Annotated in this window: 16 protein-coding genes; 10 read left to right on the forward strand and 6 right to left on the reverse strand. The window is 72.0% G+C overall.

The window, feature by feature from the left end; genetic code table 11:
- The first annotated feature begins 29 nt into the window (after positions 1–29).
- Complete coding sequence (locus ABZ842_RS01575) at positions 30–614, forward strand: DUF6542 domain-containing protein (RefSeq protein WP_361529757.1); 585 nt, start codon at positions 30–32, stop codon at positions 612–614.
- 13 nt (positions 615–627) lie between these two features.
- Here ABZ842_RS01575 and ppgK read toward each other — a convergent pair whose 3' ends face one another.
- Positions 628–1,377 carry a polyphosphate--glucose phosphotransferase gene (gene ppgK, locus ABZ842_RS01580; RefSeq protein ID WP_361529760.1) on the reverse strand — a complete coding sequence of 250 codons (750 nt, stop codon included), beginning with the start codon at positions 1,375–1,377 and terminating at the stop codon, positions 628–630.
- A 54-nt stretch (positions 1,378–1,431) separates the two neighbouring features.
- Positions 1,432–2,436: a 4-hydroxy-3-methylbut-2-enyl diphosphate reductase gene (locus tag ABZ842_RS01585; RefSeq protein ID WP_361529763.1), complete on the reverse strand. Its 1,005-nt coding sequence runs from the start codon at positions 2,434–2,436 to the stop codon at positions 1,432–1,434.
- A gap of 151 nt (positions 2,437–2,587) precedes the next feature.
- On the opposite strand from ABZ842_RS01585, the gene ABZ842_RS01590 reads away from it, so the two are divergent.
- The 4 genes from ABZ842_RS01590 (at position 2,588) to ABZ842_RS01605 (ending at position 6,641) form a co-directional block, all read left to right on the forward strand.
- A complete protein-coding gene (locus tag ABZ842_RS01590) occupies positions 2,588–4,003 on the forward strand; it encodes an APC family permease (protein ID WP_361529766.1) in 1,416 nt (471 codons plus the stop codon).
- Positions 4,004–4,210: 207 nt separating this feature from the next.
- Positions 4,211–5,443, forward strand: coding sequence for an exodeoxyribonuclease VII large subunit (gene xseA / locus ABZ842_RS01595; RefSeq protein ID WP_361529769.1), 1,233 nt, complete (start codon positions 4,211–4,213; stop codon positions 5,441–5,443).
- Positions 5,444–5,559: 116 nt separating this feature from the next.
- Positions 5,560–5,856 carry an exodeoxyribonuclease VII small subunit gene (locus ABZ842_RS01600; protein ID WP_361529772.1) on the forward strand — a complete coding sequence of 99 codons (297 nt, stop codon included), beginning with the start codon at positions 5,560–5,562 and terminating at the stop codon, positions 5,854–5,856.
- A gap of 197 nt (positions 5,857–6,053) precedes the next feature.
- The gene (locus ABZ842_RS01605) at positions 6,054–6,641 is read left to right on the forward strand and encodes a malonic semialdehyde reductase (RefSeq protein ID WP_361529775.1); all 588 of its coding nucleotides are present in this window, start codon (positions 6,054–6,056) and stop codon (positions 6,639–6,641) included.
- A 101-nt stretch (positions 6,642–6,742) separates the two neighbouring features.
- Here ABZ842_RS01605 and ABZ842_RS01610 read toward each other — a convergent pair whose 3' ends face one another.
- A complete protein-coding gene (locus tag ABZ842_RS01610) occupies positions 6,743–7,318 on the reverse strand; it encodes a DUF4245 domain-containing protein (RefSeq protein ID WP_361529999.1) in 576 nt (191 codons plus the stop codon).
- 133 nt (positions 7,319–7,451) lie between these two features.
- Here ABZ842_RS01610 and glpX point away from each other — a divergent pair, with 133 nt between their 5' ends.
- Positions 7,452–8,483, forward strand: a complete 1,032-nt coding sequence (gene glpX, locus ABZ842_RS01615) for a class II fructose-bisphosphatase (RefSeq protein WP_361529778.1) — start codon at positions 7,452–7,454, stop codon at positions 8,481–8,483.
- 401 nt (positions 8,484–8,884) lie between these two features.
- On the opposite strand, the gene ABZ842_RS01620 is transcribed toward glpX, so the two are convergent.
- Together ABZ842_RS01620 and ABZ842_RS01625 are read right to left on the reverse strand one after the other, a co-directional pair.
- Complete coding sequence (locus ABZ842_RS01620) at positions 8,885–9,229, reverse strand: WhiB family transcriptional regulator (protein ID WP_361529781.1); 345 nt, start codon at positions 9,227–9,229, stop codon at positions 8,885–8,887.
- Between the two features lie 165 nt (positions 9,230–9,394).
- Complete coding sequence (locus tag ABZ842_RS01625; RefSeq protein ID WP_361529784.1) at positions 9,395–10,093, reverse strand: DUF1707 domain-containing protein; 699 nt, start codon at positions 10,091–10,093, stop codon at positions 9,395–9,397.
- 271 nt (positions 10,094–10,364) lie between these two features.
- Here ABZ842_RS01625 and ABZ842_RS01630 point away from each other — a divergent pair, with 271 nt between their 5' ends.
- A complete protein-coding gene (locus ABZ842_RS01630) occupies positions 10,365–12,029 on the forward strand; it encodes a fumarate hydratase (protein ID WP_361529787.1) in 1,665 nt (554 codons plus the stop codon).
- A gap of 444 nt (positions 12,030–12,473) precedes the next feature.
- On the opposite strand, the gene ABZ842_RS01635 is transcribed toward ABZ842_RS01630, so the two are convergent.
- Positions 12,474–14,042, reverse strand: coding sequence for a ricin-type beta-trefoil lectin domain protein (locus ABZ842_RS01635; protein WP_361529790.1), 1,569 nt, complete (start codon positions 14,040–14,042; stop codon positions 12,474–12,476).
- A 129-nt stretch (positions 14,043–14,171) separates the two neighbouring features.
- Between ABZ842_RS01635 and ABZ842_RS01640 the strand changes: the two genes are divergently transcribed.
- From ABZ842_RS01640 to ABZ842_RS01650, 3 genes are all read left to right on the forward strand, one after another.
- Positions 14,172–15,587, forward strand: a complete 1,416-nt coding sequence (locus ABZ842_RS01640) for a class II fumarate hydratase (protein ID WP_361529793.1) — start codon at positions 14,172–14,174, stop codon at positions 15,585–15,587.
- 106 nt (positions 15,588–15,693) lie between these two features.
- Positions 15,694–16,389, forward strand: a complete 696-nt coding sequence (locus ABZ842_RS01645) for a DUF402 domain-containing protein (protein WP_361529796.1) — start codon at positions 15,694–15,696, stop codon at positions 16,387–16,389.
- 508 nt (positions 16,390–16,897) lie between these two features.
- The gene (locus ABZ842_RS01650) at positions 16,898–18,847 is read left to right on the forward strand and encodes an ATP-binding SpoIIE family protein phosphatase (protein WP_361529799.1); all 1,950 of its coding nucleotides are present in this window, start codon (positions 16,898–16,900) and stop codon (positions 18,845–18,847) included.
- The last annotated feature ends 126 nt before the right edge of the window (positions 18,848–18,973 follow it).

Below are 18,973 nucleotides of genomic sequence, written 5' to 3' on the forward strand. Positions count from 1 at the left end.
CCGCCCCTTCCGCAACCTACGTTGGTCGGGTGGAGCAGCCAAGGACGAGTAACCCCCAGCGCCGCCAGCGGCCCCAGACACCTCCCGCGCAGGGTCCGCTCTCCCCGCAGAGCGCCCTCGCGGACCGTCCCGTCGTGTACGGGGTGCGGCCCGCGCGGTCGCGGCGTCCGGTGCCGCCGCTGGTGCTCGTCCTGCGCAAGCTGCCGAGCCCGCGGCTCACCGGGCTGGGCGCGGGGCTGTTCGCGCTGGTCACCATGGTGCTGCTCGGCTGTCTGGACTGGCTGCTCTTCGACGGCTCCGCGGTGGTCTACGGCGTGCTGTTCCTGGTCGTCAGCGCCCTGACCGCGCTGTGGGTGCGCGAGGCCGACCTGGTCACCGCGCCGATCAGCGTGCCGATCGCGTTCGCCGCCGGGGTCGTGCCGATCTCCGGCGGCGAGGGCGGCATCGGCGGTCAGGTCATGGCCGTGGTGACCGCCCTGGCGGTGCAGGCGGGGTGGCTGTACGGCGGCACGCTCGTGGCGGGGCTGATCACCTGCGTGCGGAAGGTGCGGCAGATGGGGCGGCGCAAGCGCCGTGGCAGGCCTGCGGCGCCCCCGGTGGGCCGGGGGCGCTGAGCCACCGGGCCCGTCAGCGCTCGGCGGCGGCCAAGCAGGCCATCGCCGCGCCCACGATCCCCGCGTTGTTCTGGAGCTGCGCCGGCACCATCTCCGCCCGTACGCCTTCGATCAGCGGAAGGAACTTGTCCGCCTTCCGGCTCACGCCGCCACCGATGATGAACAGCTCCGGCGAGAACAGCATCTCCACGTGCGCCAGGTACTTCTGGACCCGGCGCGCCCAGTGCGCCCAGGACAGGTCCCCGTCCTCCTTGGCCTTGGTGGAGGCGTGGGTCTCGGCGTCCCGGCCGTGCAGCTCCAGGTGGCCCAGCTCGGTGTTCGGCACCAGTCGGCCGTCGACGAAGAGGGCGCTGCCGATGCCCGTGCCGAAGGTCAGCAGCATGACGGTGCCGCCGCGCCCGCGGCCCGCGCCGAAGGTCATCTCGGCGACGCCCGCGGCGTCGGCGTCGTTGAGGACGGTGACCGCGCTGCCGTCGAGCCGGGAGCTGAGCAGCTTGGCCGCGTCCACGTCGACCCAGCCGTCGTCGACGTTGGCGGCGGTACGGGTGATGCCGCCGGTGACCACGCCGGGGAAGGTGATGCCGACCGGCCCGGTCCAGCCGAAGTGCCGCACCACTTCGGCGACGCCGTCCGCGACCGCGTCGGGCGTCGCCGGGTGCGGGGTCAGGACCTTGTAGCGCTCCTGTGCCAGATCTCCGGCATCAAGGTCGACGGGAGCGCCCTTGATGCCGGATCCACCGATGTCCACTCCGAAGACGTTCATGGGCACCACGTTAAGGCCCCGGCGTCACGAGCACCCCGGGGAGCACCCGCGCGGTCACCCCGCGTTCGTACCGCCGGCCTTGGCCACCAGCTCGGCCGCCTCGGCGCGCAGGTCGCGGCGGAGCTCCTTCGGGAGCGAGAAGGTGATCGACTCCTCGGCGGACTTCACCAGCTCGACATCCTCGAAGCCGTGCTTCGTCAGCCACTCCAGCACGCCCTCGACCAGCACGTCGGGCACGGAGGCGCCGGAGGTGACGCCGACGGTCGACACGCCCTCAAGCCACGCCTCGTCGATCTCGTCGGCGAAGTCGACCAGGTGGGCGTCGCCCGCGCCGGCGCCGAGGGCGACCTCGACCAGCCGGACCGAGTTCGAGGAGTTCTTCGAGCCGACGACGATGACCAGGTCGGCTTCCTCGCCCATCTGCTTGACCGCGATCTGGCGGTTCTGCGTGGCGTAGCAGATGTCGTCGCTGGGGGGCGAGATGAGCTGGGGGAACTTCTCCTTCAGCTTGTCGACGGTCTCCATCGTCTCGTCGACGGAGAGGGTGGTCTGGGAGAGCCAGACGACCTTGGACTCGTCGCGCACCTCGACCTTCGCCACGTCGTCCGGGCCGTCGACCAGCGTGATGTGGTCGGGGGCCTCGCCTGAGGTGCCGATGACCTCTTCGTGGCCCTCGTGTCCGATGAGGAGGATGTCGTAGCCCTCCTTGGCGAACCGAACCGCTTCCTTGTGGACCTTGGTCACCAGCGGGCAGGTCGCGTCGATCGTGGCGAGCTTGCGCTGGGCGGCCTCTTCGTGGACGACGGGGGCGACCCCGTGCGCGGAGAACATCACGATGGAGCCTTCGGGGACCTCCGCCGTCGCGTCGACGAAGATCGCGCCCTTCTTCTCCAGGGTCTGCACGACGTACTTGTTGTGGACGATCTCGTGGCGGACGTAGATCGGCGACCCGTACTGCTCAAGGGCCTTCTCGACGGCGATCACGGCACGGTCCACGCCCGCGCAGTAGCCACGGGGAGCGGCGAGCAGGACGCGACGGGCTGGAGGCGTTGCAGTCATGCACCCCATCGTAAGGCCGAGCAGAAGAGGCGGGAGTTCGGCGCTTGGGGAAAGACTGTTTGGGTGTGCGCGGGGCGCCGTGGGCGTCCGCGGGCACGGTGACGACCGGGTGACGACCGGGTGACGGACGTACGGGCGGACGGAGGGCCGGATGACCGCGGGTGTTCCCGAGTCGGGCGGCGATGACGGCGGTACGGACCGGTCGGACGGTACGGACGGGTCGGTCAGGGCGGACGGGACGGGGGACGTCGGCGAGCTGCGGCGCACCCTCGGCTTCCGCGACCTGGTGGTCTACGGTCTGCTCTTCATCGCGCCCATGGCACCCGTCGGCGTGTACGGGACGCTGGACGCGAAGTCCCACGGCGCGGTCGCCCTGGTCTACGTCGTCGCCACGGTCGCGATGGCCTTCACGGCGGTGAGTTACGCGCAGATGGTGCGGGTCGCGCCGCGCGCGGGCTCCGTCTTCACGTACGCCTCGAAGGGCCTCGGTCAGGGGCCGGGCTTCATCGCCGGCTGGATGGCGATGCTGGACTACCTGCTGATCCCGGCCGTGGCGTACCTCTTCTCCGGGATCGCCATGGAGGCGCTGGTCCCGGCGGTCGACCGGTGGATCTGGACGTTGCTCGCGGTGGTGGTGACCACCGCGCTGAACCTGTGGGGGGTGCGGCCGGCGGCCCGCGTCGGCTTCGCGGTGCTGGTGATGGAGATCGTGGTGCTGCTGGTGTTCGTGGTGTCGGCGATCGTCGTCCTGGCGCAGCACGGGGCGCAGCGCGGCTGGCTGTCGCCGATCACGGGCGACGTGTCCTTCTCCCTGACGGCGGTGTTCGCCGCGGTGTCGGTGGCGGTGCTGTCGTACCTGGGCTTCGACGCCATCGCGTCGTTCGCGGAGGAGGTGACCGGGGGGTCGCGGCAGGTGGCGCGGGCAGTGCTGTTCTGTCTGGTGCTGGCGGGGCTGCTGTTCTTCGTGCAGACGTATTTGGTGGCGCTGCTGGAGCCGGTGTCGTCGGCGGAGTTGGCGGCGGCGCCCGAGAAGCAGGGGACGGCGTTCTACGACGCCGTGGACGCGGGCGTGGGGACCTGGCTGCACGATCTGATCGCGGTCAGCAAGGCGATCGGTGCGGCGTTCGCGGCGCTGGCGGCGCAGGCGGCGGCGGGGCGGTTGCTCTTCGCGATGGCCCGGGACCGACGGCTGCCGCGGGGGCTGGCCCGTACGAACGCGGGCGTGCCGCGGGTGGCGCTGCTGTCGGCGGCGGTGGTGACGCTGATCGCGGCGGTGTGGGCGGCGCGCCGGCCCAACGGGCTCGACCACCTCGTCTCGGTGGTGGACATCGGCGCGCTGACGGCGTTCGTGCTGCTGCACGCCAGCGTGGTGGGGTGGTTCGTGGTGCGCCGCATGGCGGGGCCGCCGGACTGGCTGCGGCACGTGGTGGTGCCGGTGGTGGGTGCGGCGATCTTGATCGCGGTGATGGTGGAGGCGGCGACGTCGGCGCAGGTGGTGGGCGTGGTGTGGCTGGGCGTGGGGCTGGTGGTGCTGGCGGTGCGCTGGGAGCGGCCGGGGGCGCTGTGAGCGGTGTGGGTGGAAGGGGCTGAGGCGCCGGGAGGGATCGGGGCGGCGGGTGGGGTCGGGGCGCCGGGTGGGATCGGGGTACCGGGTGAGGTCGGGGGACCGGGTAGGGGGCGAGGCGCAGGGTGGGGTCGGGGCCGTCCGGGCGGTGCGGCGCGCGTCCCTTCACTGCGCGTCGCGTTGTCACACCCGGCCGTTACGCTCCCCCGTATGGCTCTCAACACGTCCGCGGAAGCCCCGGTGCCCGTCGGGGAGGTCTCGCGGCTCATCGGGGGGTGGATCGACCGGCTCGGCGCGGTCTGGGTGGAGGGGCAGATCACCCAGATGTCGCGGCGGCCCGGTCAGGGCGTCGTGTTCATGACCCTGCGGGATCCCTCGTACGACATCTCCGTCAGCGTCACCTGCTTCCGGCAGGTCTTCGACGCGGTCGCGGACGTCGTGTCCGAGGGCGCGCACGTCGTGGTGCACGCCAAGCCGGAGTGGTACGCGCCGCGGGGGCAGCTCTCGCTGCGCGCTGCGGAGATACGGCCCGTGGGCGTGGGCCAGCTGCTGGTGCGGCTGGAGCAGCTGAAGCGGTCGCTGGCGGCCGAGGGCCTGTTCGCGCCGGGACGCAAGAAGGCGCTGCCCTTCCTGCCGCACCGGGTGGGGCTGGTCTGCGGCCGGGCGTCGGCGGCCGAGCGGGACGTGCTGGAGGTCGCGCGCCGGCGCTGGCCCGCCGTCCGCTTCGAGGTGCGCAACGTCGCCGTGCAGGGGGTGCACGCGGTGCCGCAGGTCGTCCAGGCGGTCAAGGAGCTGGACGCGCTCGCTGAGGTCGACGTGATCGTGGTGGCGCGCGGCGGCGGCAGCGTGGAGGACCTGTTGCCGTTCTCGGACGAGCAATTGGTGCGCACGGTCGCCGAGTGCCGTACGCCCGTGGTGTCGGCTATCGGCCACGAGCCGGACTCCCCGCTGCTGGACCTCGTCGCGGACCTGCGGGCGTCCACCCCCACGGACGCGGCGAAGAAGGTCGTGCCGGACGTCGGGGAGGAGTTGGAGCGGGTGCGTCAGCTCCGGGACCGCGCGTTGCGTACGGTCCGGGGGCTGCTGGAGCGCGAGGAGCGCGGGCTGGCGCACGCCCTGGCCCGCCCCGCGATGGAGCATCCGCAGCGGATGGTGGACGAGCGCGAGGCGGAGCTGACGGCGCTGGCGGCGCGCGGTCGGCGCGTCCTGGGCCATCTGCTGGACCGCGCCGACTCGGAGCTGTCGCACACCTGGGCCCGGGTGGTGTCGCTGTCGCCCGCGGCCACGCTGGAGCGGGGGTACGCGGTGCTCCAGCGCACCGACGGGGGCGTGGTGCGCTCGCCGGCGGACGTACGGGACGGGGACGCACTGCGCGCGCGGGTCTCGGAGGGCGAGTTCGCCGTACGGGTGGAGCCCGCGCAGGAGGGCGCCGAGGGCGCTTAGCTGACGCAGGGCGCGCGGCGGACGCAGGGCGCGCGGCGGACGCAGGGCGCGCGGGCGTACCCGCGTTCGCGGGCACGGGAACACAGGATCAGGACCGGGAGCAGGAAGAGGATCACATGGCTGCCAAGACGGACGACACGACGGCGGGCGACACCGCACCGGACGGTGCCGGACAGGGTGGGGCAGCGGCGGACGATCCGCAGCGCGCCGCCCTCGGCTACGAGCAGGCGCGGGACGAGCTGATCGACGTCGTGCGCCGGCTGGAGGCCGGTGGCACCACGCTGGAGGAGTCGCTGGCGCTCTGGGAGCGCGGCGAGGAGCTGGCGAAGGTCTGCCGTCACTGGCTGGAGGGGGCGCGGGCCCGGCTGGACGCGACGCTCGCGGCCGACGCGGGGGACGACAAGGGCGAGTAGCGGGTCGGGCGCGAAACCCGATGTTGGGCGTCGCCCCCCGCCTCTGACCTGCGCTTCGACCCGAGCCTCAGCACCCTGCCCCCACCTGGCGGGTATGAGGCTCCTCACACCCCGTTAATAGTTGAAACTTAACCTATTGCGTTACGGTTGGACCCTCCGATTCCGCATCGACGAACCATCGGAAGGGTTCCCCCAGCATGTCCCTCGCTCTCGACGCCGCAGCCCAGGACCTCCTCTTCCGCGAGGCCCGCACCGCGAACACGTTCACCGACGAGCCCGTGACCGACGAGCAGTTCCAGGCGATCTACGACCTGGTGAAGTTCGGTCCGACGGCCTTCAACCAGACGCCGCTGCGCGTCGTCCTGGTCCGCTCCGACGAGGCCCGCGGGCGGCTGCTCCCGTACATGTCCGAGGGCAACCGGGCCAAGACCTCGACGGCCCCGCTGGTGGCGATCCTCGCCGCGGACAACGAGTTCCACGAGGAACTGCCCCAACTGCTCCCGCACTTCCCGCAGGCCAAGGACCTCTTCGCCGAGCGCCCGGTCCGCGAGCAGAACGCGAGCGTGAACGCCGCGCTCCAGGCCGCGTACTTCATCGTCGGCATCCGCGCCGCCGGGCTGGCGGCCGGCCCCATGACGGGCTTCGACTTCGACGCGGTGCAGCGGGAGTTCCTGGACGGGGACCACACCCCGCTGATGATCATCAACATCGGTCGGCCGGGCCCGGACGCGACCTTCCCGCGCTCGCCGCGACTGGCGTACGACGCCGTCGTCAGCTCCGTCTGACGCTGCCGGCCCACAGCCGCCGGCACACCAGCTGCCGACACACAGAAGGGCCGCCGCATCCGATCCCCGGATGCTGCGGCCCTTCGTCACGGCTCGGGCGGTCAGGAGCCCTGTGCCGGCGCGGACGCGGCGGGGGCCGCGGGCGCGGACGGGGCGGCCGACGGCAGCGTGGCCCCGGCCTTCAGCGACTCGGCCATCTCCGTCAGCCGGGCGAGCGGGGCCGTGCCCGTGACGACCGTCGTCACGCCGTCGTGCTGGCGCACCAGGCCGTCGTACTTCGGGCCCGTCCAGTGCTCCCACGGCTCGCCGTTCACCATCTGCGTCTTGCCGGTGTTGGCCGCCTTCTCGGTGACCTTCGGGACGTACTTGCGGTACGGCTGGGACGACTGCTCGATCGCCACGTACTCCCGCTCCGGGTCGAGGAAGCCCAGGTGCCAGGCTTGCCCCGCCTGCCCGTCGTACCGGACCGAAGTCGGCTTCCAGCCCTTCGACAGCCCCTCCGGCGCCAGCACCGGATAGGACGCCGCGCGCTGCGCCGTCACCAGCTCGACCCGGTAGTCCACCGGCTTCATCTGATCGCTGTCGTCGTTCGGGAGGAAGAAGTAGATCACCGTGACGACGGCTCCGATGACCGCCATCGACAGGACCATGTCCCGCACCGTCTGTTTGCCTCGCATACCTGCCACGCCCCCCATCGTCGCATCCGCACCCCGCGCTCAAACGTGGGCCCCGCTGCTCATTCTGTCGCTCTGACGATAGAGTCGGATCACCCTCATTTACGGTCGTCGTCGTACAGAAAGGTGCGCTCCGATGTCCGAGCACAACCTGCCGTCCCAGTTGGAGGTCTCTCCGGAGGCCCCCGATCGCAACCTCGCCCTCGAACTGGTCAGGGTCACCGAAGCCGCCGCGATGGCCGCGGGTCGGTGGGTCGGGCGCGGTGACAAGAACGGCGCGGACGGCGCGGCCGTCAAAGCCATGCGGACCCTCGTCCACACCGTCTCGATGAACGGCGTCGTCGTCATCGGCGAGGGCGAGAAGGACGAGGCGCCCATGCTCTTCAACGGGGAGCGCATCGGCGACGGGACCGGCGCGGAGTGCGACATCGCCGTCGACCCGATCGACGGGACGACCCTGACCGCCAAGGGCATGCCGAACGCGATCGCGGTGCTGGCGGCGGCCGACCGGGGCACGATGTTCGACCCCTCCGCCGTCTTCTACATGGACAAGCTGGTCACCGGCCCCGAGGCGGCGGACTTCGTCGACATCAACGCGCCCGTCTCGGTCAACATCCGCCGGGTCGCCAGGGCGAAGAGCTCCTCCCCCGAGGACGTCACGGTCGTCGTGCTCGACCGGCCGCGGCACGACGGCATCGTCAAGGAGATCCGCGAGACCGGCGCCCGCATCAAGTTCATCTCGGACGGCGACGTCGCCGGCGCGATCATGGCGGTGCGGGAGGGCACGGGCGTCGACATGCTGATGGGCGTCGGGGGTACGCCCGAGGGCATCATCACCGCGTGCGCCATCAAGTGCCTGGGCGGCACGATCCAGGGCAAGCTGTGGCCGAAGGACGAGGCGGAGCGGCAGCGCGCACTGGACGCGGGCCACGACCTTGACCGCGTGCTGCTCACGGACGACCTGGTCAGCGGGGACAACGTGTTCTTCGTGGCGACGGGGATCACGGACGGGGAGCTGCTGCGGGGGGTTCGGTACCGGGCGGAGACGGCGACGACGCAGTCGTTGGTGATGCGGTCGAAGTCGGGGACGATTCGGCAGATCGACTCGACGCATCGGCTGTCGAAGCTCCGCGCGTACAGCGCGATCGACTTCGACCGCGCCCAATAGCCCGGGCGGCCCGCGCCTCCCCTGCGGGGGGCTCTGCGACTTCCCTTGCGGGGGGCTCTGCGCGTGACCTACCCGCCGTGACTCCGCGGGAGCGTTGGTCTCCGCGCCCCGGTGGGTGGCTGTTCGCGCAGTTCCGCCCCCTCGGCCCCAGAGGGCCTGGGGGGCGGAACTGCGCGACAAGCCCACCACCAGGCCGCAGGGAACGACGCTCCCCCAGAGTTACGGCGGATAGGTCCAGGGGCGCTGGGGGTCCCCCATGCCCGCAGGGCACAGGGGAAGCAACTGCGCGAACAGCCCGCCACCGGGCCGCAGGGAAACACGCTCCCGCAGAGGGACTGCGGGTATGCCCGGGGCTGAGGGCGACGCGGCGGGAGGGCTCTCGTGAGCGACCCCGCAGGGGGCTACGCCGCGTTCTTCTTGGTGGTGGCGCGGCGGCGACGGCGGGCCAGCATCACGCGGCGCTCCGCCGCAGTCAGGCCGCCCCACACCCCGTACGGCTCCGGCTGCAGCAGCGCGTGGTCGCGGCACTCCACCATGACCGGGCAGCGGGCGCACACCCGCTTCGCCGCGTCCTCGCGGGACAGTCGCGCCGCCGTCGGCTCCTTGGAGGGAGCGAAGAACAGTCCTGCCTCGTCCCGTCGGCACACTGCCTCCGCGTGCCAGGGTCCGTCCTGGTCTTCCCTCACGGGGGCCCGCTGAGTGGGTACGGCGGTCACCGGCAAGGACTGGTACGGCAGTTGCAGCACGGGTCTACTCCTGACGACGGCTTCGCGAGCGAGAGGCGATGCAGCTCTCCCTACCCGCTGTACGCACGCCTATGCACTGAGTGGCCCTCCCTTCCGGGGGCACTGCCAGCGCACGGAGGCTCATGGCCGGAAGCCGTCGCCGGCGACCCCGCGCGAGCGCCGTGGTCAGCTCAGGTATTTCCGCAGGCGGTTGTGGAGGTCGGCGACCCGTCGGCCGCGCTTCGGCCTGGCCTCGACGTGGCCGAAGACCGAGTATCCGCTGACGACGACGACCGGGGCGTCGGGGTTGTCCGCCTCCAGGGCGCGGATCTCGAAGTTGCCGAAGAGGCCGCTGCCGGTGCCGCGCAGGGTGATGTTCTCCGGGACGCGGACCTCGACGCTGCCGAAGATCGAAGTGGCGTTGATCACCGTGACGCGCTGCTGGAACAGCGCCTCGGTGAGGTCGATCTCGATGTTGCCGAAGATCGAGTACGCGTTGGTGCGCTGGCCGATGCTCCAGCGGCCCTTGCGGACCGTGCTGGAGAAGACCGCGACCAGGTTCTCCCCCGGGCCCGCGCCGACCTCGGGGCCGTACCCGTACGGAGCGGCCTGGCGCGGCTTGCCGGCGGGAGCGGGGGCGGGCAGGTCCTGCACTATGGGCTGGAGCTCGCCCAGGGTCTTCGCGCGGTACACCGCGTCGATGCGCTCGGAGTGCTCCTCGGCGTCCAGCCGCCCCTCGGCCAGCGCGTCCCGGAGGATGTCGGCGATCCGGTCCCGGTCGGCGTCGGACGCCCGCATGGCGTCCGACGGCCGGGAGGCGGCGCCGCTCTCCGCGCCGTTCTCCGCGGGGGCGACGGGCTTTTGCGGGTGCTTTTCGAGGTCCACGTCCCAAGCGTAGCGAAACGCGATAGATCGCAACTAGGGGCAACACCCTGAGGGGGATCCGGGATACCCCGGATCATCCCCTTACTGGACTGGACAGTTCGCCCCTTTTGCACCGTTCCCCCGGGATGGGATCCACACCCGGCGACCGCCCGCGCCCGTCTACTGAGCCTTACCTCACCATCCCGCCCGCCCGTACGCGTTCTACGCTGGGGGGCGCGCCGCCGCCCGTCGGTGTCGTATGCCAATGCCCGCCGTGTGAGGAATGGCCGTCATGCCGGAATTCCAGTACTCCGACCTGCTCCCCCTGGGAGAGGACACCACCCCCTACCGTCTGGTGACCTCCGAGGGCGTCTCCACCTTCGAGGCCGACGGGCGCACCTTCCTCAAGGTCGAGCCGGAGGCGCTGCGCAAGCTCGCCGCCGAGGCGATGCACGACATCTCGCACTACCTGCGCCCCGCGCACCTCGCGCAGCTGCGCCGCATCGTGGACGACCCCGAGGCGTCGTCGAACGACAAGTTCGTCGCCCTCGACCTGCTGAAGAACGCGAACATCGCCGCCGCGGGCGTCCTGCCCATGTGCCAGGACACCGGCACCGCGATCGTGATGGGCAAGCGCGGGCAGAACGTGCTGACCTCGGGCGGCGACGAGGAGGCCCTGTCGCGCGGCATCTACGACGCGTACACGAAGCTGAACCTCCGCTACTCCCAGATGGCGCCGCTGACCATGTGGGAGGAGAAGAACACCGGCTCCAACCTGCCGGCGCAGATCGAGCTATACGCGACCGACGGCGGCGCGTACAAGTTCCTCTTCATGGCCAAGGGCGGCGGCTCGGCGAACAAGTCCTTCCTCTACCAGGAGACGAAGGCGGTCCTCAACGAGGCCGCGATGATGAAGTTCCTGGAGGCGAAGATCCGTTCGCTGGGCACGGCGGCCTGTCCGCCGTACCACCTCGCGATCGTGGTCGGCGGCACGTCCGCCGAGTACGCCCTGAAGACCGCGAAGTACGCGTCGGCGCACTACCTCGACGAGCTGCCCGCCGAGGGCTCGGCCACCGGGCACGGCTTCCGCGACAAGGAGCTGGAGCAGAAGGTCTTCGAGCTCACCCAGCGCATCGGCATCGGCGCGCAGTTCGGCGGCAAGTACTTCTGCCACGACGTGCGCGTGGTGCGGCTGCCGCGGCACGGCGCCTCCCTGCCGGTGGCGATCGCGGTCTCCTGCTCCGCCGACCGTCAGGCCGTCGCGAAGATCACCGCCGAGGGCGTCTTCCTGGAGCAGTTGGAGAAGGACCCGGCGCGCTTCCTGCCGGACACCACGGACGAGCACCTCGACGAGGGCGACGTGGTCCGCATCGACCTCAACCGCCCCATGGACGAGGTGCTGGCCGAGCTGACCAAGTACCCGGTGAAGACCCGGCTCTCGCTGACCGGACCGCTCGTGGTGGCGCGCGACATCGCCCACGCGAAGATCAAGGAGCGGTTGGACGCGGGCGAGGAGTTGCCGGAGTACTTGAAGAACCACCCCGTGTACTACGCGGGCCCCGCGAAGACGCCCGAGGGGTACGCCTCCGGGTCCTTCGGGCCCACCACGGCCGGGCGCATGGACTCCTACGTCGAGCAGTTCCAGGCGGCCGGCGGCTCCAAGGTGATGCTCGCGAAGGGCAACCGCAGCCAGCAGGTCACGGACGCGTGCGCCGCGCACGGCGGCTTCTACCTGGGCTCGATCGGCGGCCCGGCGGCGCGGCTGGCGCAGGACTGCATCAAGAAGGTGGAGGTCGTGGAGTACGAGGAGCTGGGGATGGAGGCGGTGTGGCGGATCGAGGTGGAGGACTTCCCGGCGTTCGTCGTCGTGGACGACAAGGGCCACGACTTCTTCACCGAGCCTGCGCCCGCGCCCACCTTCACCTCCATCCCGGTCCGCGGCCCCGGCCTGGGCTGAGCGGATCCGGCTGCGCCGGCAGCGCGGTCTTCCTTGAGCCCAAGGGGCTCGCGCTCTCCTTGGAGCCGAAGGGGCTCCCGCTCTAACCGGCCGCGGACAGCGCACAATCAGCCTCGCCGGCGCCGCGGTCTTCCTTGCCCCGAAGAGGCTCGCGCTCTGACTGGCGACAGGCAGCGCAAATTCAGCCTCGCCGGCGTTTGAGGCGCGGGGTCCGGGGCAGAGCCCCGGCGGTGCGACCCGCGCCTCGACAAGCGCGGGTACCGGTCGGGGGCCAGCCCCCGAACCCCCGCGCCTCAAACGCCGGCGAGGCTGGTTTTCCCTCCGCCGCTGGCACGGTAAGACGCCCCGAATCGAGACGTCGACCGCGGCAGCCCCCGCCGGCGAGGCTGGTTTTGCCTCCGCCGGCGGGGGCTGGCTTTACCCCGCCGGCGAGGCGGGTTTCCCCTACGCGAACCGCTGGTTCGGCGCGCCCGTGCACGCGCGCAGGCGGATCGGGGAATTCGCCGCATCATGCGTCGCGCACAAGTTCTGCGCGGCGCTCGGGCGCAGGGTGCCGTCCTGCTGGACGAAGCGTTGGTTCGGTGCGCCCGAGCAGTCCCAGACGATCAGCTCGGCGCCCGCGCGGTACTGCGCGCCGGGGACGTCGAGGCAGCGGTCCTGGGACAGTTCGGTGTGCAGGGTGGCGGCCTTCGCGTCGTACCACCAGCCCTGGTTGCGGCCGTCGTGGCAGTCCCAGCCGACGACGGCGGTGCCGTTGCGCGTGACGGAGCCGGAGACGTCGAGACAGCCGCCGGTCGATTCGTTGCGCAGCGGTGCGTACGCGTCGTCCCAGGCGAAGGGGCGCAGTACGGGCTTGGCGTCGGAGCTGGTCTCGGCGCAGCTCGCCTCCCGCAGGGAGGAGCCGTACAGCTGGGTCAGGCAGGAGGCGAACGCCTGGTGGCCCCGGGCGTTGGGGTGGAAGGACTGGCGCGCGGTGTGCTCGCTCGGCGGGACCGGGTTGGACAGGTCCAGGTAGAGGCCGCGGACCCAGGTGTTCTGGGTGCAGACCTCGTGGCCGTGGAAGAGCCTTGAGTTGTCGAGGTAGGTCGCGCCGGTGGACGCGGCGGCCTGGCGCATGCCGCGCTGGAAGGCGGGCACGGCGGTGTTGCGGCCCCAGACGGTGTCGGAGTCGTAGCCCATGCCGCCGCAGATCAGCTTGCCCGGGAAGTTCGGGTTGTCGCGGAAGTCGGGGCCGATGGGGCTGGGGTAGCCCATGACGACGAGTTTGTAGTCGCCGTCGGCGTAACCGGCGTCGCGCATCACGGTGCGCAGGTCGCGCACGGTGGACTCGACCTTGGGGACGAGGGCGTCGACGCGGGCCTGCCAGCCGGCGGCGTACTTGGGCTCGCAGGGGCCCTGGAGGGTCACGTAGCGCACGACGCAGTCGGTCATGACCGGGCCGAACTGGAGGTCGTCGTTGGCCCCGGCGACCAGCAGCACCATCTTGATCCGGGTGTTGCGCGCCTTGACGGCGAGGTTGTCGCTCTGGACGAGTTCGTCGGCGTACTGCTTCGACCCGCCGATGCGGATGTTGCCGGTGTAGGCGCCGGAGCAGGAGACGTTGTACGTCACGTCCGCGGCGATGCCGGTGCGGTGGATGGCCGCGTCGGGCGAGCGGTGGCACCAGTTGGTGGGCCCGTCGGTGCCGGGCTCGTACGTGCCGACGCCCTCGCCCGAGATCTCGCTGTCGCCGAGCGAGATCAGCCCGGTCTTGCGCTGGGCGGCCGGCCGCACCTCGGGGCTGCCGTACAGCTTCACGGCCTCGGCGGCGCGGATCGCCTCCAGCTCCGGTGACAGCGGCGCGACGGCGCGCGTCGGTGCGGCGGCGGGTGCGCCGGGGGCCGTGCCGGGGTCCGCGGTCGCCGCTGGGGCGACCAGGCCGACGGCGCCGGCCGCCAGCGCGGCCACGGCCGCGACCGTACGACGGAGTCCGAGCCCGGCGGTCCGCCTCGGCGGGTGTTTCACGTGCGTCATGTGCGCCTCCCCTGCTCTTGGGTTACCCCGGGTTCTACTGGCAGGTAGCGCACAGGGGAATAGGCAGAACAAGACAAGTGCTCACCTTTTCAGGAGCCTTGCAGGAGTCCTTCAGGAGGTACACAGCCCATGTCCACCACCGGCGACCAGGCGCGCGACCACGGCGCGTACCGCATCGAGCACGACTCCATGGGCGAGGTCCGCGTCCCGGTCGAGGCGAAGTGGCGGGCCCAGACGCAGCGGGCGATCGAGAACTTCCCGGTGTCGGGACAGCGCCTGGAGCGCTCCCACATCGCGGCGCTGGCCCGGATCAAGGGCGCCGCCGCCCGGGTGAACGCCCGGCTGGGGGTGCTGGACGAGGACGTGGCAGAGGCGATCGCGGGCGCCGCGGCCGAGGTCGCCGAGGGGCGCTGGGACGACCAGTTCCCCGTCGACGTCTTCCAGACCGGCTCCGGCACGTCGTCGAACATGAACATGAACGAGGTGCTGGCCACGCTCGCCACGGAGCGGCTGGGCCGCCCGGTCCACCCCAACGACCAGGTGAACGCCTCCCAGTCGTCGAACGACGTCTTCCCCTCCTCCATCCACATCGCGGCCACCGCCGCCGTCACCGGCGACCTGGTCCCGGCCCTGGAGCACCTGGCGGAGGCCCTGGAGCGCAAGGCGACCGCGTTCGCCGACGTCGTGAAGTCGGGGCGCACGCATCTGATGGACGCCACGCCCGTCACGCTCGGCCAGGAGTTCGGCGGGTACGCGGCCCAGGTGCGGTACGGGGTGGAGCGGCTGCGCGCCGCGCTGCCGCGGCTGGCCGAACTCCCCCTCGGCGGCACCGCGGTCGGCACCGGCATCAACACCCCGCCCGGCTTCTCCGCCGACGTGATCGCCGAGGTGGCCTCCGCCACCGGCCTGCCGCTGACGGAGGCGCGCGACCACTTCGAGGCGCAGGGCGCGCGCGACGGCCTGGTGGAGACCTCCGGGCAGCTGCGCACGATCGCCGTCTCGCTGACGAAGGTCGCGAACGACCTGCGGTGGATGGCGAGCGGCCCGCGCACCGGGCTCGCCGAGATCGTCCTCCCGGACCTCCAGCCCGGCTCGTCGATCATGCCGGGCAAGGTCAACCCGGTCATCCCGGAGGCCGTCCTGATGGTCGCGGCCCAGGTGACGGGGAACGACACCACGGTCGCCGTGGCCGGCGCCGCCGGCAACTTCGAGCTGAACGTGATGCTGCCGGTGATGGCGAAGAACCTGCTGGAGTCGGTGCGGCTGCTGGCGTCCGCCGCCCGGCTGCTCGCGGACCGCACGGTCGACGGGATCACCGCGAACGTCGAGCGCGCGCGGGAGTACGCCGAGTCGTCGCCGTCGGTCGTCACCCCGCTGAACCGCTACATCGGGTACGAGGAGGCGGCCAAGGTCGCCAAGCGGTCGCTCGCGGAGCGCAAGACGATCCGCGAGGTGGTGTTGGAGTCGGGGTACGTGGAGCGCGGCGACCTGACGCTGGAACAGCTCGACGAGGCCCTGGACGTACTGCGGATGACCCGGCCCTGACCTTCTGTCCGCCCCGGTCCTGACCCGGCCTGACCGGCCCCCGGCGCATCGCCCGCCCGTCTCCGCCCGCCTCCGACCGGCTGCTGACCTCTCCTAAGATCTGGTCATGACAGGCACGGAACGCGTTGAACGCCGTTGGCGCCCCGGCGAGCACATCCTGTGGCGCTACCGCGACCACGGCAGCGCCGCCGTGGCGCGGCCGAACGGGGACGGCGGCTTTCTGATCTGCCGTCCGGCGACCGTCGTGGAGGACAGTGCGGACACGCTCGCGGTGTGGATCGCCCCCGGCACTCAGTGCATCAAGCCGGTCATCGCGGACGGCACCCCGCTGCACGAACAGCCCCTCGCCACCCGCTACACCGCCCCGCGCACGGTCGTGCGCGACCGCTGGTGGGGCACCGGCGTGCTGAAGCTGGCGCGGCCGGGCGAGCCGTGGTCGGTGTGGCTCTTCTGGGACGAGGACTGGACCTTCCGTAGTTGGTACGTCAACCTGGAAGAGCCTCGTACTCGATGGTGTGGAGGAATCGACTCTGAAGACCACTTTCTAGACATCTCAGTCTTCCCCGACCGCAGTTGGCTGTGGCGGGACGAGGACGAGTTCGCCGAGGCGCAGCGCGCGGGCCTGATGGGCGCGGAGCAGGCCGCGCGGGTCCGTCGAGCGGGTGCCGCCGCGGTGGAGGTCATCAAGGGCTGGGGGCCGCCGTTCTCGGACGGCTGGGAGCACTGGCGACCCGATCCGTCCTGGCACGTGCCGGAGCTTCCCGGCGACTGGGGGCGCACGCCCGCGCCCGCTGCGCCCTGAGGGCGCTGCCCCGACAAACGGCCGCGCCTCCCACCCGCAAAGCTCGGAGCACCCCGAGCACCGCGCCGCGCTTCGGTCAACCCGGCGCGCTGGGGCCGGGACCGGCCGAAAGAGGGGCGAACACCCCGACGGGAACGCAGATGTGCGGGTGACGGCCCAGATGTGAGGGTGTTCGGCGTCACAAGTTGTCCGACTCCGGTCCAAGAACGCACTCCGGCGTGAACGACGTCGTGAGACTCTTGATGCGCCCCCGGGGGGCAAACGTAGGATCGTCGTCCGCAAGGCTCACCGTCCTGCACTCGCTCGCCGTCCGTTCGGTCATCATTGAGCGCAGCGCAGGACCTGACCGTAAGTCACCGAAGAGTCGTCGCGAGTCACTAGAGTCACCACGAGGGGGTGGAGCCGTGCGGGGCCTCCGCCACCCTGTCGACGTCGCCCGCGGAGCGGGTATACCGCTTCTTGAGGCGTACGCATCGCACACCCGGCCCAGATGGACGGAAGCCCACGCGTGACGGAGCAGCCCACCTCCCATGAAGGCCGACAGCCCTTGGCTGCCCGGTCGCAGGAACGCACCCGGCCGCGGGCGGAGTCGGCCGGCGCCACGGCGATGTCCGCCACGGTCTCCCCGGTGCCGGCGCCCGGCGGCCCGGGCGCCGGCGGTCCCCCGCCGACGAACCCCACCACGGCCCCCGGCGGCGTCGGTGGCACCGGCGGACCCGGCGGGACCGCCCTCGATGCTGCCGGCGCGGCCCGGCGCGAGGGCGACCGGCTGCGCTTCGTGGGCGCCGCGACCCGTCGGATCGCCCGCGGGATAGACCTCGACGAGATCGTGCTGGGGCTGTGCCGGGCCACGGTGCCGACCTTCTCCGACGCGATCCTGGTCTATCTGCGCGATCCCCTGCCGGTGGGCGACGAGCGCCCCGTCTCGCCGTTCCTGCTGCGCCTGCGCCGCACGGACCGGCTGCGTTTAGCTGAGGACGGGTCCGACTTCGGCGGTACGGGCCTCTTCCCCGTCATCGACCAGCACAACGAGCTGGCGCCCGCGGCCGAGCAGTGCGAGGTCCGCTCCGGCGGCGCGCTCTCGGAGGTGCTGCGCGGGGTGCGGCCCGTCTTCGGCGACTCGGCCGCGGCCCGTGCCGCGCTGCCGGAGCTGCTCGGCGCCGGCCGGACCGTACCGAACGGACACCGCGCGATCCTGGCACCGCTGCGCGAGCGGCGCCGGGTGATCGGTGCCGCCGTCTTCCTGCGCCGTCCCGACCGGCCCGCGTTCGAGCCGAACGACCTGCTCGTGGCGGCCCAACTCGCCACGCACACGGCGCTGGGCATCGACAAGGCGGTGCTGTACGGGCGCGAGGCGTACATCGCGGACGAGCTCCAGCGCACGATGCTGCCGGACTCCCTGCCGCAGCCGACGGGCGTCAAGCTGGCCTCGCGCTATCTGCCCGCGGCCGAGACGGCGCGGGTCGGCGGCGACTGGTACGACGCGATCCCGCTGCCCGGCAGCCGCGTCGCCCTGGTCGTCGGCGACGTCATGGGCCACTCCATGACCTCCGCCGCGATCATGGGGCAGCTGCGCACCACGGCGCAGACCCTGGCGGGTCTGGACCTGCCGCCGCAGGAGGTCCTGCACCACCTGGACGAGCAGGCCCAGCGCCTGGGCACGGACCGGATGGCGACCTGCATGTACGCGGTGTACGACCCGGTCTCGCACCGGATCACCATCGCCAACGCCGGCCACCCGCCGCCCATCCTGCTCCACCTCGGCGGCCGGGCCGAGGTCCTGCGCGTACCGCCCGGCGCACCGATCGGCGTCGGCGGCGTGGACTTCGAGGCCGTCGAGCTCGACGCCCCGGCCGGCGCCACCCTGCTGCTCTACACGGACGGGCTCGTCGAGTCCCGGCTGCGGGACGTGTGGACCGGGATCGAGCAGCTGCGGGAGCGGCTGCACGCCACCGCCCAGCTCACCGGCCCGGACCACGCGCCGCCGCTGGAGGCGCTCTGCGACGACGTCCTCGACATGCTCGGCCCCGGCGACCGGGACGACGACATCGCACTGCTCGCGGCCCGCTTCGACGGGATCGCGCCCAGTGACGTCGCGTACTGGTTCCTGGACCCGGAGGACGCGGCTCCGGGCCGGGCCCGCCGCCTCGCGCGCCGGGCGCTCACCCGCTGGGGCCTGGAGGAGCTGTCCGACGCGGTGGAGCTGCTGGTCAGCGAGGTGGTGACCAATGCCGTGCGCTACGCGGAGCGCCCGGTGACGCTGCGGTTGCTCCGTACGGAGGTACTGCGCTGCGAGGTCGGCGACGACTCCCCGCAGCTGCCGCGCCAGCGCAAGGCGCGGGACACCGACGAGGGCGGGCGCGGGCTGTTCCTGGTGAACCGCCTGGCCAGGCGGTGGGGAGCGACCCGGCTCTCCAGCGGCAAGGTCGTCTGGTTCGAGCTGCCGACCCGCCCGTAGGCGTAGGGAGCAGGTCGCGGGGAGCAGGGCATAAGGCAACGGCCGGCCCGCTGCCGTCGCCGTCCGGGTACTCCGGGCGGCGGCAGCGGGCCCGCCAGATGTTGCCGACGACGTGTCGGCGGAGTT

The organism is Streptomyces sp. NPDC047315 (assembly GCF_040643215.1).
In the GTDB taxonomy this organism is placed as follows: domain Bacteria; phylum Actinomycetota; class Actinomycetes; order Streptomycetales; family Streptomycetaceae; genus Streptomyces.